Source organism: Archangium violaceum (assembly GCF_016887565.1).
In the GTDB taxonomy this organism is placed as follows: Bacteria; Myxococcota; Myxococcia; order Myxococcales; family Myxococcaceae; genus Archangium; species Archangium violaceum_B.
In genome coordinates this window covers 10253515-10267210 of sequence record NZ_CP069396.1, presented here as the reverse complement: position 1 = coordinate 10267210, position 13696 = coordinate 10253515, and the positions used below count along the sequence as shown (strand labels likewise).

The 13696-nt window shown below is 69.9% G+C and carries 11 protein-coding genes; 5 read left to right on the top strand and 6 right to left on the bottom strand.

Features of this window, described 5'->3' with window-relative positions; translation table 11 throughout:
- Positions 1-88: 88 nt before the first annotated feature.
- Together JRI60_RS40925 and JRI60_RS40920 are read left to right on the top strand one after the other, a co-directional pair.
- On the top strand, positions 89-2053 hold the full coding sequence (locus JRI60_RS40925) for a hypothetical protein (RefSeq protein ID WP_239470020.1): 1965 nt from the start codon (positions 89-91) through the stop codon (positions 2051-2053).
- Between the two features lie 125 nt (positions 2054-2178).
- Positions 2179-2490 carry a hypothetical protein gene (locus JRI60_RS40920; RefSeq protein ID WP_204221445.1) on the top strand — a complete coding sequence of 104 codons (312 nt, stop codon included), beginning with the start codon at positions 2179-2181 and terminating at the stop codon, positions 2488-2490.
- Between the two features lie 6 nt (positions 2491-2496).
- Here JRI60_RS40920 and JRI60_RS40915 read toward each other — a convergent pair whose 3' ends face one another.
- Together JRI60_RS40915 and JRI60_RS40910 are read right to left on the bottom strand one after the other, a co-directional pair.
- The gene (locus tag JRI60_RS40915) at positions 2497-3759 is read right to left on the bottom strand and encodes a C39 family peptidase (protein WP_239470019.1); all 1263 of its coding nucleotides are present in this window, start codon (positions 3757-3759) and stop codon (positions 2497-2499) included.
- Positions 3760-3799: 40 nt separating this feature from the next.
- Positions 3800-5209 carry a M20/M25/M40 family metallo-hydrolase gene (locus JRI60_RS40910; RefSeq protein WP_204221444.1) on the bottom strand — a complete coding sequence of 470 codons (1410 nt, stop codon included), beginning with the start codon at positions 5207-5209 and terminating at the stop codon, positions 3800-3802.
- A gap of 99 nt (positions 5210-5308) precedes the next feature.
- Here JRI60_RS40910 and JRI60_RS40905 point away from each other — a divergent pair, with 99 nt between their 5' ends.
- Together JRI60_RS40905 and JRI60_RS40900 are read left to right on the top strand one after the other, a co-directional pair.
- On the top strand, positions 5309-6337 hold the full coding sequence (locus tag JRI60_RS40905; RefSeq protein ID WP_204221443.1) for a dipeptide epimerase: 1029 nt from the start codon (positions 5309-5311) through the stop codon (positions 6335-6337).
- Positions 6334-7536: a DUF819 domain-containing protein gene (locus JRI60_RS40900; protein ID WP_204221442.1), complete on the top strand. Its 1203-nt coding sequence runs from the start codon at positions 6334-6336 to the stop codon at positions 7534-7536. The genes JRI60_RS40905 and JRI60_RS40900 overlap by 4 nt, the downstream gene beginning before the upstream one ends.
- Positions 7537-7551: 15 nt before the next feature.
- Here JRI60_RS40900 and JRI60_RS40895 read toward each other — a convergent pair whose 3' ends face one another.
- From JRI60_RS40895 to JRI60_RS40880, 4 genes are all read right to left on the bottom strand, one after another.
- Positions 7552-8262 carry a hypothetical protein gene (locus tag JRI60_RS40895; protein WP_204221441.1) on the bottom strand — a complete coding sequence of 237 codons (711 nt, stop codon included), beginning with the start codon at positions 8260-8262 and terminating at the stop codon, positions 7552-7554.
- The gene (locus JRI60_RS40890) at positions 8259-9527 is read right to left on the bottom strand and encodes an AAA family ATPase (protein ID WP_204221440.1); all 1269 of its coding nucleotides are present in this window, start codon (positions 9525-9527) and stop codon (positions 8259-8261) included. The genes JRI60_RS40895 and JRI60_RS40890 overlap by 4 nt, the downstream gene beginning before the upstream one ends.
- A gap of 117 nt (positions 9528-9644) precedes the next feature.
- Positions 9645-11003, bottom strand: a complete 1359-nt coding sequence (locus JRI60_RS40885) for an alanine/glycine:cation symporter family protein (RefSeq protein ID WP_204221438.1) — start codon at positions 11001-11003, stop codon at positions 9645-9647.
- 47 nt (positions 11004-11050) lie between these two features.
- Positions 11051-12277, bottom strand: a complete 1227-nt coding sequence (locus JRI60_RS40880) for an alpha-hydroxy acid oxidase (RefSeq protein WP_204221437.1) — start codon at positions 12275-12277, stop codon at positions 11051-11053.
- 108 nt (positions 12278-12385) lie between these two features.
- Here JRI60_RS40880 and JRI60_RS40875 point away from each other — a divergent pair, with 108 nt between their 5' ends.
- Positions 12386-13675: a M14 family metallopeptidase gene (locus JRI60_RS40875; RefSeq protein WP_204221435.1), complete on the top strand. Its 1290-nt coding sequence runs from the start codon at positions 12386-12388 to the stop codon at positions 13673-13675.
- The last annotated feature ends 21 nt before the right edge of the window (positions 13676-13696 follow it).

Below are 13696 nucleotides of genomic sequence, written 5' to 3'. Positions count from 1 at the left end.
AGCTTCCCGCACGCGCTGCCTCCGGCTAAACCCCCGGGACGGCTTCCCGCCGGTGCTGACAAGGAGCGTGCAACCTATGTGGGAGTGGATGAGGAGACGCGGTGCGTGGACCTTGCCGTTGGTGGTGGTGGCGCTGGCCGCCTGCTCGGATCCCGAGGGAGGGGAGCAGCTCCCCCCGAAGGACCTCCCGCCGCTAGAGGTCACCCAGGGGTGCAACCCGTTGGCGTCGGAGAATGACTGCCTCCTGCCGTTCCCCTCGGATTACTTCCTCGCGGAGGACGCGACGCTGCCCTCGGGCCACCGCGTGCGGCTCTCCGAGGCGGCGAAGCTGAAGGCGAAGGATGGGACGGCGTTCGACTTCACGGAGCTGCACCCGGCGGACGGCTGGTCTCACGGCACGCAGATCCTCGCGCTCTTTCCCGGTGGCGTGGATGTCTCCAACCTGCCGTCCATCCAGGGTCCCACGGCGGCGACCAGCGGGGCCACGGTGCTGCTGGACGCCGAGCGGGGCGAGGGCGTGCTCCACTTCGCCGAGCTGGATCCGCGCGCTTCCAATGACGCGCGCCGCGCGCTCCTCCTGCGTCCGCTGGTGCGGCTGCGCGACCAGACCCGCTACATCGTGGCCCTGCGCGGATTGAAGGCGAAGGATGGCAGTCCGGTGCCCGTCCCCGAGGGCTTCCGCCGCATCCGCGACGGCCAGACGGGGGGCGATCCGCTCCTGGCACCCCTCGCCCAGCGCTACGAGGAGCGGATCTTCCCGGCGCTCGCGGCGGCGGGCATTCCGCGCGCGGAGCTCCAGCTGGCGTGGGACTTCACCACCGAGTCCGAGGAGAACGTCACCCGCGACATGCTCGACGTGCGGCGCCTCGCGATGGAGGCCCTGGAGGCCACGCCTCCCGTCGTCACGGTGATGGACGTGAAGGACAACGTGGACGCCAACATCGCCCGGCGCATCCTCGGTACGCTGCGCGTGCCACTCTTCATGGAGAACGCCCAACCGGGCGCGCTGCTCGCGAGGGATGAGCAGGGCCGCGTGCGGCGCAATGGAGACACGGAGGTGGCCTTCACGCTCCAGATTCCCCGGAGCGTCTGGGGCCAGTCCGTGGCGCCGGTGCGCTTCCTCCAATATGGCCACGGCTTCTTCGGGAGCCGGAGCGAGGCGGACTCCACCTCCTTCATGCGGCCCTTCCTCGAGGCCACGAAGATGGTGGTGCTCACGGTGGACTGGTGGGGCATGTCCGCCGCGGATGCCCCCGGTGTCCTGGGCGCCATCGCCACCACTCCCGGCCAGACCCTGCGCTTCACGGATCGCGTGCACCAGGCCATGGCCAACCAGATCGCCGTCACCTACGCGGCGCGCACCACGCTGCGGGACCTGGCCGCGCTGAAGGACAACGGCGTGCTCGTGTACGATCCGGCCCAGACGTACTTCTACGGCATCAGCCAGGGTCACATCCTCGGAGGCACCTACCTGGCGCTCTCGCCTCACGTGGAGCGGGGCGTGCTGAGCGTGGGAGGGGCGGACTTCTCGTTCATGATGTTCCGCGCGAGGCCCTTCAGTCAGTTCCTCTCCACCATCGCCCAGACGGTGCCGGATGCGCTCGACCAGCAGAAGTTCGCGGCGCTCACGCAGACGGGCTTCGACCGGATCGATCCGCTCACCTACGCGCCCCACGTGCTGGCGAACACGTACGCCGGTGGGCCCGCGTCGCGCCGGGTGCTCGTGCAGTACGGCCTGGGAGATGTCCAGGTACCCAACGTGGCCACCGAGCTGCACTCCCGCGCGATGGGTCTGGTGCAGCAGCTCCCCGCCACGAAGCAGGTGCCGTGGCTCCCGCCCCAGGAGGGCGAGGTCGACGGCTCGGCGCTGGTCCAGTTCGACTTCAAGCTGCCGGAGCCGTTGCCGGGCACCGTGGCCGACCTGCCACCGCAGGACAACGGCGTCCACGAGGCCGTGCGGCGCGACACCGAGAGCCGCGAGCAGGTGAACCGCTTCCTCATGCCGGGCGGGAAGGTGGAGGCCCTCTGCGGCGGCATCTGCTACGGCGGGTAGTCTAGTTGCACAAATCGAGAAAATCCTTGAGCTTGCGCTTTCTCCGAGCGGGTTGTTAGCTGGAACCTCGCGGCCTCCACGGGCATGCCGTGGGGGCTGCGTTTCCCACATCCTGGAGCAAGCACATGAAGAAGGCGTTCCTCGTCATCCTGGGGCTGGCCCTGCCGGCACTCGCCGCTGCTTCCGAGCCCACTCCCGTCCCCGAGAGCGAGCCCGTCGTCATCGTGAGTCAGGAGGAGGGCTCGGAGGCGGAGCTCCAGAGCCGCCTCCCGCCCCCGCAGCCGTACTGCTGGGATCTCGACAACACGGCCTGTACCTCTGTCGGCTCGATCCTGAGCTGCACGGATGGCATCTACACGGACTACGTGTGCACCTGTCGGAGCTACACCTCGGGAAGCACCACGAAGCGCATCTGGGACTGCCCCGAGGTTCGCTGAGGCGCCTCAGTTCACGAAGGTGAGCGCGCCGGAGGGGAGCTCGGTGCCCGCGGGCCACACGACGTAGGCCGCGCGGCGGGAGTGGTCCCACGCCCGCAGCAGCTCCTGGCGCTTGTACGTCACGTTCACCGTCTCGTCGTTGGGGAAGGCGGGGTCGTTGCAGACGACGTCTCCCGAGGAGGTGAAACCCTTCACCACGATGAGGTGCCCGTCCGTGCGGGTGATGGGCGAGCCCGTCAGCTCCCCCGGCTCGTAGGAGATGCTGATGCTGACGGGGATGCCCTCGGAGACGAGCCGCTCCACCTGCGTGAACGAGTCGAAGCGAGCCACCAGGGCGTGCAGGGCGCCGCCACCCAGGGCGGAGGCGTAGGCGGTGTTGAAGGGCCAGTTGCCGGTGCCGCCATACACACGGTCATGGATGTACTCGGCCGCCACTGGCACCGTGACCACGAGGTCGTCGCGGCCCAGCTTCTTCGCCCAGTACGCGAGGATCATCGAGGTCGAGGTGGGCGAGCACCAGGCGCCGCCATCCGGAGGGTAGAGCATCTGCGAGCGGCCGGGGACGTCCAGCACCGTGCCCCAGGCGCGCTGGTCCGAGGCCTCGTCCGCGGCCGTGCGGGCCGTGTCTGTCATCGCCGCCGCGAGCGAGCGGACGCGGGGGCTCACGCCGGGCTTGGAGGAGAAGAGCCACACCGTCATGCGCAGCGCGTCCGCCTTCTTCTTCAGGGCGAGGGTGTCGGTGAGGACGCGGCCCTGTGCGTCCTCCTGGCGATCCTTGCTGTGGCGCACCACGGTGCCCTGGTCGAAGGCCCAGACGCCGAAGTCGTAGTCCTTCGTCCACTGGCCCTCCACGCGCGCGGCGAGCGTCAGCCGCACCCACGTGCCGGGCGGGGTGAGCGCGTCGAACGAGGGCACCACGTTGTCGAAGCCAGCGGGGACGGAGAGCTCCTCCGAGCTGGCGCCGCCGAAGACGTAGCTGCCCGGAGCGGGAGGCGTCGTCGTGTCGGGCGGCACGTGGGAGGGGAACGGATCGGGCGCGGAGCGGGCCGTCGCCGCGTCGAGCTCCAGCGCGCCCTCCGCGGTGAGCGCGGTGCCCTGGCGGGTGAAGCGCTCGAAGTCACGCGCCTGCGCGCTCTTTCTCCAGATTCTCGCCACCGGGCCTTCCTCCGTGGATGGGTTCATGGGCCGTGCCTGCCAGGCACAGGCCGTCAGCGTCGATGCCAGCAGGACCAGATACAGCGGGACTCGGGCAGTCGTCAGGGTCTTCATGGGGCTCGGGTGAATGCAGTCGGGGGGAGTGTCCGAGGGCTCACTTCGCCAGCTCGGAGAGCAGCAGGTGGACGAACTCGGCGCCGGGCTGGAGCGAGGCCACCGGGACGCGCTCGTTGGGCGCGTGGGCCGTCCGGGCGTCGTCCGGCGTGAGGGCGAAGAGGTCGATTCCGTAGGCGTGGATGCCGGCGCGGCGCAGCGCGGTGGACTCGGTGGTGCCGGTGGACATGCGGGGGAAGACGGGGGCGCCGGGCCACACGCGGGCGGCGGCGGCCCGGGTGGCGCGGAACATCGCGTTGTCGCCCACGGGTGAGGCGGGCGAGTCCGGAGGCTTCATGTCCAGCTGCACCTGGATGTCCGGGTCGTTCACGGCCTCGACGAGCCGGGCGCGGACGGCCTGGATGTCCTCGTCGGGGAGCAGCCGGCAGTTGATGGTGGCCTCGGCGGTGGCGGGGATGACGTTGGGCCGGGTGCCGGCGTTGAAGACGGTGGGCACGCAGGTGGTGCGCAGCACGGCCGCGAGGGCCGGCTCCAGTCGGGCGATGGTGTCCACCGCCTCCTGGGGCGGCGCATCCGGAGTGGCCGCGAGCCGTTGAAGGGCCTGGCCCAGCTCACCGCCTGTCACCTTCACGCGGCCCTCCACGTTCAACCGGGTCACGGGCGTGAGCCGGGTGGGGAAGGTGAGGGCTCCGACGCGAGCCACCGCCGCGGCCAGACGCACCATGGGGTTGGGCGCGGCCGGAGGCACCGAGGAGTGACCGCCGGGCCCGGTGGCCTTGAGCACCACGTTGCGTGACACGCGCTCCGCGGCCTGGAGGCTGACGAAGCGTACGCGGGCGCGATCCTCGGACAGTTCCGTGAGGCCTCCTTCGTTGAGGGCGAGCTCCGCCTCGCGCAGCTCGGGGTGGTGCTCCAGCAGCCAGCCGATGCCCGCGTTGGAGCCCACCTCCTCGTCCGCGCTGAGCACGAGCACCACGTCACGCGAGAGCTTCGTCCCCTCGCGTTTCAGCCGCCGCAGCGCGAGCACGCTGGCGGCCACCATGCCCTTGTTGTCCTGAACGCCGCGCCCGTAGAGGAAGCCATCGCGCTCGGTGAGCGTCCACGGGTCGGAGGCCCACTCCTCGCGCCGGGCGGGGACCGTGTCGAGGTGGGCGAGCACCAGGACGGGGCGTGCGCGGCCGTTGCCCTTCAGCCGGGCGATGAGGTGGGCGCGTCCGGGAGCGGGCTCGGCGAGCTGGGACTCGATGCCGGCCTCGCGCAACCACCGCGCGGCCACCTGGGCGGCGGCGGCCTCGTTGCCCGGGGGGTTGGAGGTGTCCACGGCGATGAGCTCGGCGAGCAGCGTGCGCATCTCCCCGGCCGCTTGGGGCGGAGTGCTCCGGGACGGGCCGGCGGCGTGGCCACAACCCGGCACGGCCAGGAGGGCGAGAACGAAGAGCAGGGGGCGCATGCCGCCAGTGTATGGGAGTCCGTGGCGCCGTGGGGAGGAACGGAGAAGACCGGGCCTCCCGGCCTGTGGTAATGGCGACGCCCCTGGAGGCTCCCCGACATGCCGCTCCCGCTCACCGTCCGAACCATCGAGCTACCCCTCCGCCACGCGTGGACCATCTCGCGAGGCACCAGCACCTCGAAGCGCAACGTCCTCGTGGAGCTTCGAGAGGGAGACCTGGTGGGCCGGGGCGAGGCCGCGCCGAACGTGCGTTATGGCGAGTCCGCGGAGACGGTGACCGAGGCGCTCCAGAAGCTGGCGCCGGTGCTCGAGGGGGCGGACCTGCGTCACTTCCGCGTGCTCTCGGAGCGCATCGAGGAGGCCCTGCCGGGAAACCACGCGGCGAAGGCGGCGCTGGACATCGCGCTGTACGACCTCGCGGGCAAGCGCCTCGGGGCGCCGCTCTACCGGATGCTGGGCCTGGACGCGGCGCGGATGCCCCTCACGTCGTTCTCCATCGGCATCGACGACCCGGAGACGCTGGTGCGCAAGGTGCGCGAGGCGGAGCCGTACCCCGTGCTCAAGGTGAAGCTGGGCGCACAGTCGGTGCGTGAGACGTTCGGCGCGGTGCGGGCCGCCACGCCCAAGACGGTGCGGGTGGACGCCAACGAGGCCTGGGCCCCCGAGGAGGCGCTGAAGCACATCGAGTGGCTGGCGGGGCAGGGGGTGGAGCTGGTGGAGCAGCCGCTGCCGGCGGCGGACACGGAGGGAGCGAAGTGGCTGCGCCAGCGCTCGCCGTTGCCGCTGGTGGCGGACGAGGCGGTGATGATGGCGGTGGACGTGCCGAAGCTCGCCGAGGGCTACCACGGCATCAACGTGAAGCTGCAGAAGTGCGGAGGCATCCGCGAGGCGCTGCGCCTCATCGAGACGGCGCGCTCCTGCGGGCTGAAGGTGATGCTGGGGTGCATGGTGGAGACGTCGGTGGGCATCGCGGCGGCGGCGCACCTGGGGCCGCTGGTGGACTGGCTGGACCTGGACGGCAACCTGCTCATCTCGGCGGACCCCTTCCGCGGGCACCCGGTGGAGCAGGGCTACATCCGCCTGGGTGACGGGCCCGGGCTGGGCGTGGAGCCCCAGGGCTCCCCATGACGGAGCCGCTCATCCAGAGCCCGATGGCGGTGCTCACGGTGCTGCTGGCCGTGCTGGCGCTGTTGTTCCTCGCGGAGCGGCACCCGGTGGGCGCGCGGGTCTTCAGGGTCCTGCCCATGCTCGTCCTCGTCTATTTCGTCCCCACGCTGCTCTCGAATACGGGCGTCATCCCCACGAAGTCGGACCTCTACGGCTTCGTGGCGGCGTACCTGCTGCCGACGAGCCTGGTGCTCCAGGTGTTGTCGATGGACCTGAAGGCCATCGCGCGGCTGGGGCGCAACGCGGTGGTGCTCTTCCTGGCGGGGACGGCGGGCATCATCATCGGGGGGCCGCTCGCGTACCTGCTGCTGGGCCACTGGATGCCGGCGGAGCTCGGTGAGCAGGCGTGGAAGGGGCTGGCGGCGCTCAGTGGCTCGTGGATTGGCGGCAGCGCGAACTTCGTGGCCATCGGGCAGAGCATCGGGACGAGGGAAGACACGCTGAGCATGATGGTGGTGGTGGACGTGGGCGTGTCGAACATGTGGACGGCGGTGCTGCTCTACTTCGCGGGGCGCGAGCGGCAGATGGACGAGCGCATGGGCGCGGACCGGCGGGCCATCGACGTGGTGCGCGAGCAGGTGGAGCGCTTCCACGCCTCGGTGCTGAGGCCCGCGAGCCTGTCGGACCTGGTGTGGATCCTCACCATCGGGTTTGGCACCACGGTGGCGTGCACGGCGATCGCCAGGCAGTTGCCGGACATCGGCACCATCATCACGGGCTTCACCTGGGTGGTCATCCTGGTGACGACGGTGGGGGCGGCGCTCTCGTTCACCCCGTTGCGCAACCTGGAGGGTGCCGGAGCGAGCCGCATCGGCGCGCTGTTCCTCTATGTACTGGTGATGACCATTGGCGCGAAGGCGGATTTCCGGCGGCTGCTGGACGCGCCGGCGATGGTGGCGGTGGGGGTGGTGTGGATGGCGGTGCACGCGGGCTTCACCCTGGGGGCGAGGCGGCTGCTGCGGGCGCCCATCTTCTTCGCGGCGGTGGGCTCGCAGGCCAACGTGGGGGGAGCGGCCTCCGCGTCGGTGGTGGCGGCGGCCTTCCATCCGGCGCTGGCACCCGTGGGGGTGATGCTGGCGGTGGCCGGCTACGTGCTGGGCACCTACGGCGGCCTGCTGTGCGCGGTGCTGCTGGAGCAGGTGTACCGGCTCCTCCACTGAGGGCCCGCGCCTCCCTCAGGTGCCGTCCGCACGCTCCTGGTCCTCGGGGCGAACGCGGCCCTGTCGGCGCATCTCACGAGCGAGAAAGGGGGCATGCTCCTCGAAGAACCACAGTGGAACGGGCCGGGTGGGGTCCTTGGGGGTCCAGTACATGTTGAACCACCGGCGGCGCATGTTCTTGCACTCGGGGGAGTTGAGCTTCAGGCGGTCGCACGTGTCTTCCACGCGCTTCTTCAAATCCGCTTCGAGGTCTTTCGCGGGGTCGACCTCGAAGGTGTCCAGGTTGAGCACGAACCAGCCGTCGCGCACGTCGAATGGATCCAAGACGTCCGCGAAGGCGTTCTTGCATGCGTTCATCAACGAGCATGCAAGCCGGTAGTTGTTCCACTCGTAGGCTTCACGAGGCGCGGCGCTCGTGATGGCGACGAAGTGATCCACCGTCGGTCCAGCGATGGGTTCGATATAGAAGCATGAGTAGGCGCAGATGCCCCGATAGGCCGCGTGAAGCGCATCGAGCGCCCGGGTCCAGTAGTCGTACTGACGGAGCACCTTGGGGCTCAGGTCCTCGAGCCGATCCGCTTGTTTCCGGATGCGAGGACCTGGGCGGCTGAGCGTGGGGGCCTGCCCCGTCAGTTCGGCCAGGGCACTCAAACCGGGCTGGCGGACTTCCCCATCGAAGTCGAAGTCGGGTGGACGGGGTTCGGGCTGCTTCTCGACGCGGATCATTTCTCGAGTCCCGACTGCCTCGCCCAGAACCGCCACTGCACCCAGAACGGATCGACGTCCGGAAGACTCTCCCTCAGCTTCTGTTGGACCTCGTCGAACTCCGTGCGCTGGACGTCCTGGCGGCGCATCAGATCCTCGGCACGCTGGAGGGCCTGCTCCGCCTCCAGGGAGCGGGGCTCGCCCAGTGCGAACACGTCGGAGATGAGCCAGGAGTTCGCGTCGCCGCGCCGCCGCCAGGCCTCCCGCTCCAGGGTCACCTCTCCGTTGACCAATTGCATATGCCAGAGCGCGTCTCGCTGCGGATCGAACAGCGGTTCCAGCGAGGCGAGTAGGAGCGGTGAGTGGGTCACGGCGGCAACCTGGATCTCCACATCATCAGCGCCCGTGAGGGCCTCCATCACACTCAGCAGCGAGCGCAGGATGGTCCGTTGCCAGCGTGGATGCAGGTGCGCTTCGACCTCGTCGATCAGGAAGATGATCTGCCGGGTCACGTCCTGATTGAGCAGGCGACTTGCCTGGATGTGCTCCTGCCAGGTCCACACGAGCAGGTAGGCAAGGGCGATGATGCGCTTGACCCCAGCGGAGGCATGTACCACCGGCACTTCCTGACCATAGGCAGTCCGGAGCGTCGGCATGTCGCGTACGTCTTCCAGGCTGATGCGGGTGAGCTCTCCTGGAACGATGCGTTCCTCATCCGAGGGGGAGAGTACTTCCAGCACCTTCAAGAGCTGCAGGTAGGGCTCGTTGTTGCGACCCTGCCAGGAGGCCCAGTCGCGGATCAGGCCATTGCAGAGAACCTTGCCGTCTGGCTGCAGTCCATCCCAGACCTGAGAGGGCGTGAAGTGATAGGCGAGGGGCCGGTCCGGGGCATTCACTCCCAGGGTAGGCGCGTTCTTCCAGTAGTTACGCGCCGGATCCCAGACCGAGAACGAGCCATCCACGCGGGCATAGAGCACCAACCCCGGGTTGCCGGGTCGCCCACGCTTGGGCGTCCAGGCCTGCTGCTGAAAGTCGTATTCGCTGGAGGAGTCGACAGTGGTGGTCTTGCTCCTGTACCGGAAGGAGATGGTGGGGCGGATACCCTGCCCCCGGTGGGGCAAAGCGGGGGAGCCGGCCCAGGAGCGGGTCAGTGCCCACCATGCGACGTCCAGGATGAACGTCTTCCCGAGCCCGTTGTCACCCGTGAGCAGATTCAGCCGGGGCGCGAAGTCGAATTCCAACTTCGGTGCCGGTCCGACGTGATGGAGCTCCAACCGTTCGAGCATCGTCTCTCCGAGCGTGGATCGCCCGTCCTGCGCGGGTATAGGTCAGGTTGAGGGTGGGGACAAATGCCGGGATTCGGCGCCATGCACCAGCCAACCCTGGGCCGACCTCTTGGAAGATCACGCCACGGGCGCGGCGGGCTCCGCCTGTTGCGGCTTGGACTGCTGGCGCAGCGTCGACGCCGCCACGCCGCTCAAGCCAATCAAGCCCACGAGGTTGGGGAACACCTGCAAGCCATTCATCAGATCTCCCCAGGCCCAGATGGTCTCCACCTTGCCCATGGCGCCGAAGACGACCAGGCCGCAGTAGAGCCAGCGGTAGGGCAGGGTGACGCGCAGTCCAATGGCATACTCAAGGAACTGCTCGCCGTAGTAGGCCCAGCCAATCAGCGTGGTGTAGCCGAAGAGGAAGGCGCAGAACGCGACGATCCACCCGCCCACGGTGGGCATGGCGGTGTTGAAGGCCTGGGCCACCACGGCCGTGCTCGTGAGCCCGGACGTCCACGCGCCGCTCGCCAGGATCACCAGCGCGCTGATGGTCGACGTGACGCACGAGACGATGAACACCTCCATCACCGCCTGGAGCCCCTGCTGCACGGGGGCCTCGGTGCGTGCCGTGCCGTAGGCCACCGCCGCGGTGCCATACCCGGCCTCGTTGGCGTAGATGCCCCGGGCGATGCCGTAGCGCATGGCCACCATCATCCCCACCCCGGCGGCGCCACCCCCGGCCGCATGCAGGGAGAAGGCCTCACGGAAGACGAGCGCGAACACCTCGGGCAGTCGCGCGGCATGCGTGAGGATGACCACGAGCCCGCCGGCCAGGTAGAGGCCCACCTTCAGCGGCGCGAGGCGCTCGGCCGCGCGGCCGATGCTCTTCACGCCGCCGATGACCACCAGCCACGTGAGCACGGCGATGACGAGGCCCGAGGCCAGGGGCGGAATCGAGAACTGGCTCTGCAGCACCACGGCCATGGAGTTGGGCTGGGTGAAGGGCGTCGTCGTGAGGGCGGCCACGCCCGCGATGAGCGCGTAGAGCCACGCCAGCTTCGGCGAGCCCAGTCCGTCCTTCAGGTAGTGCATCGGGCCCGCGGACAGCCGCTCCCCATGGACCTGGCGGTAGCGGATGCCCAGCACGGCCTCGCAGTACTTGATGGCCGTGGCGAAGAAGCCATACACCCAGATCCAGAACAGCGCCCCCGGTCCACCGCTCACGATGGCCGTGGCCACGCCCGCGATGTTGCCGGTGCCGATGGACGCGGCGAGCGCGGTCATGAACGCCTGGAAGGGACTCAGCGAGCCGGCGCCGCTCGCCTGGGTCGGCACCATGGCGCGCAGCGCGTCCCGGAAGCGTGCCACCTGGACGAACCGGAGCCGCACCGTCAGGAACACGCCGGTCCCGAGCAGGAGGGCCATGGTCCAGGGCCCCCAGACGGCGTTGCTGGCTACGTCGATCGCGTGGCGGATGGGTTCAGGCAGCATGAAGGCCCGTCATAGTCCGTTCGGGCCTCCCTGGCACCTTCCCCCCCTCACGTCCCCGTCGCGCTCCCCGCGGGCAGGCCTCGCGCACCCTCGAGGACTCGCAGGGCGGGAGCCCGGGACTCGGACTGCGAGTGCAGCATGTCCAGCCGGAGCGCGGAGCGATCCAGATCCGCGAGTCTGGGGCGGCCGAGCAGCGCCAGGGTCCGGTCGATCTCCTTGGAGAGGATGTCCAGGCTGAGCTCCACGCCGGCCTGTCCATCATGGGCCAGCCCGTAGAGGAAGGGCCGGCCCACCATGCAGGCCCGTGCTCCCAGCGCGATGGCCTTCACCACGTCGGAGCCCCGGCGGATGCCTCCATCCAGGATGACCTCGGCGCGGCCCTCCACCGCGTCCACCACCTCCGGCAGCACGTCGAGCGCCCCCGGGAGGAAGTCGAGCTGCCGGCCGCCGTGGTTGGAGACGATGAGCGCCTGCACGCCGTGCTCCACCGCCAGACGGGCGTCCTCGGCGCAGGAGATGCCCTTGAGGACGATCGGCCCCGACCAGATGGAGCGCAGCCACTCGATGTCCTTCCAGCTCACGGACGGATCGAACTGCCTGTTGGTGAAGCCCGCCACGGAGACCGCGTCCTTCTTCGGCAGGGCGCCGGTCTCGATGAAGTTGCCGAAGGTGGCGCGCGGGCTCCGGGACATCCGCATCACCCACCCGAGGTGCCGCAGCACGTCCAGGAAGTTGGAGAGGGTGACACGGGGCGGCACGATGAAGCCGTTGCGCCGGTCCTTCTCCCGGTTGCCCATGTCCTGCACGTCCACGGTGAGGCAGAGCGCGCGGTAGCCGGCCGCCCGCGCCCGCTCCACCAGCGAGCGCGTGATGCCCCGGTCCTTCCACACGTAGAGCTGGAACCAGAGCGGCGGGGGCGCCGCGGCGGCCACCTCCTCGATGGTGCAGATGGACATGGTGCTCAGGGTGAAGAGGGCCCCCTTGTTGGCCGCCGCCTTCGCGGCGAGCACCTCGCCCCAGGGGGCCACGAGCCCCGCGAGCCCGGTGGGCCCCAGGATGAGGGGTGTGGCCAGCTTCTCTCCGAGCACCGTGGTCGACTGGTCCCTCGTGCTCACGTCGACGAGCGCACGGGCCCGGAAGAGGTAGCGCTCGAAGGCGCTCCGGTTCGCCCCCAGGGTGTACTCGTCCTCGGCGCCTCCATCCACGTACTCGAAGACGGCCCGGGGCAGCCGCCGGCGGGCCCGCTGGCGTAGGTCTTCGATGTTGCAGATCATGAAGAGACTCCTGGAGAGGTGACACCCGGCGCGGTGTTCGCGAGGCGGCGGGAAGATACCAGGGGGAACCGGCGGTTCGGCAAACGTGGCATCCTGCCGGCCAGGCTCATGACCCCGTCCGCCCCCGCCGCTCCCCGCGAGCTCTCCGACCTCTGGTCCGAGATCCATCCCCAGGACCTGCCTCCCCCCGCTCTCGTCCGCCACGCCCTCGTGGAGGCTCGGCTGCGGCGACTCCACGAGTTGGCGCCGGACCTGTTCCACCTCGAGGAGGTCGGCCGCTCGGTGGAGGGGCGTTCGCTCAACCTCGTCCGGTTCGGCGGCGGCCCCCGGCACATCCTCCTCTGGTCCCAGATGCATGGGGACGAGCCCACCGCCACGACGGCGCTCCTCGACCTCTTCGAGTACGTGCGCCGCCACCGCGAGCACCCCCGGGTGGCGCGGCTGCTCTCCGCGCTCACCCTGCACGCCCTGCCGATGCTCAACCCGGATGGCGCCGAGCGCTTCCAGCGGCGCAACGCGCAGGGCATCGACATCAACCGGGACGCGCTGGCGCTCCAGACCCCCGAGGGGCGGACGCTCAAGGCGGTGAGGGACCGGCTCCAGCCGTCGCTCGGCTTCAACCTGCACAACCAGAGCTGGCGCACGGCGGTGGGCGGCACGGGCCGGCCCGCCTCCATCTCGCTGCTGGCTCCGCCCTTCGACGTGGCGCGCGGGGACAACCCGGGGCGGGTGCTCGCCAAGAAGGTGTGCGCCGTCATCCGGGACGCCCTGGAGCCGCTCGCCCCCGGGCAGATCGGCCGCTACGACGACTCCTTCGAGACCCGCGCCTTCGGCGACAACCTGGTGCGCTGGGGCACGCCCACCGTGCTCATCGAGACCGGCCCATGGCCCTCGGCCGAGCCGGATGTGCCGCTGCTCCGGCTCAACTTCGTGGCCCTGGTGACCGCCCTGGAGGCGCTGGCGAGCGGAGCGGTGGAGCACGCGGACGTCGCGCGCTACGAGTCCATCCCCTTCAATGAGAGCAAGGGCCTGCTGCACCTCGTCATCCGGGGCGCTCATGTCTTCGGCGAGGCGGGGGCTGCATTCCTCGCGGATGTCGGCGTGGCGGCGACCCTGGCGGTGCGCGACCGGGAGGGCTCACGCTCCGTGGTGCTCACGGGCACCATCGAGGAACTGGGGGACCTGCGCGTGTACGGCGCCGTGGAGCTCGTGGATGGCACCGGGCTCACGGTGGTGCCGCTCCCTCCCGGGGGCGTGAAGGAAGGGGACGTGCTGCCCCTGCCACCCCGGAGCGCCCTCACACTGCGGGTGGAGCAGCCCGCGGAGCTGATGTTGCTGCGGCCGGTGGAGCCCGCCGGGAATTACCGGGTGGAGCGAATCATCCGCTACGGGTATTGATTTCCCAACTTTGACGAAAAT

Excerpts from the sequence above, each read along its gene's own strand:
- JRI60_RS40920 (WP_204221445.1), top strand. The coding sequence starts at position 2,179 with ATGAAGAAGGCGTTCCTCGTCATCCTGGGGCTGGCCCTGCCGGCACTC.
- JRI60_RS40915 (WP_239470019.1), bottom strand. The coding sequence starts at position 3,759 with ATGAAGACCCTGACGACTGCCCGAGTCCCGCTGTATCTGGTCCTGCTG.
- JRI60_RS40890 (WP_204221440.1), bottom strand. The coding sequence starts at position 9,527 with ATGCTCGAACGGTTGGAGCTCCATCACGTCGGACCGGCACCGAAGTTG.
- JRI60_RS40880 (WP_204221437.1), bottom strand. The coding sequence starts at position 12,277 with ATGATCTGCAACATCGAAGACCTACGCCAGCGGGCCCGCCGGCGGCTG.
- JRI60_RS40885 (WP_204221438.1), bottom strand. The coding sequence starts at position 11,003 with ATGCTGCCTGAACCCATCCGCCACGCGATCGACGTAGCCAGCAACGCC.
- JRI60_RS40905 (WP_204221443.1), top strand. The coding sequence starts at position 5,309 with ATGCCGCTCCCGCTCACCGTCCGAACCATCGAGCTACCCCTCCGCCAC.
- JRI60_RS40900 (WP_204221442.1), top strand. The coding sequence starts at position 6,334 with ATGACGGAGCCGCTCATCCAGAGCCCGATGGCGGTGCTCACGGTGCTG.
- JRI60_RS40910 (WP_204221444.1), bottom strand. The coding sequence starts at position 5,209 with ATGCGCCCCCTGCTCTTCGTTCTCGCCCTCCTGGCCGTGCCGGGTTGT.
- JRI60_RS40895 (WP_204221441.1), bottom strand. The coding sequence starts at position 8,262 with ATGATCCGCGTCGAGAAGCAGCCCGAACCCCGTCCACCCGACTTCGAC.
- JRI60_RS40875 (WP_204221435.1), top strand. The coding sequence starts at position 12,386 with ATGACCCCGTCCGCCCCCGCCGCTCCCCGCGAGCTCTCCGACCTCTGG.
- JRI60_RS40925 (WP_239470020.1), top strand. The coding sequence starts at position 89 with ATGAGGAGACGCGGTGCGTGGACCTTGCCGTTGGTGGTGGTGGCGCTG.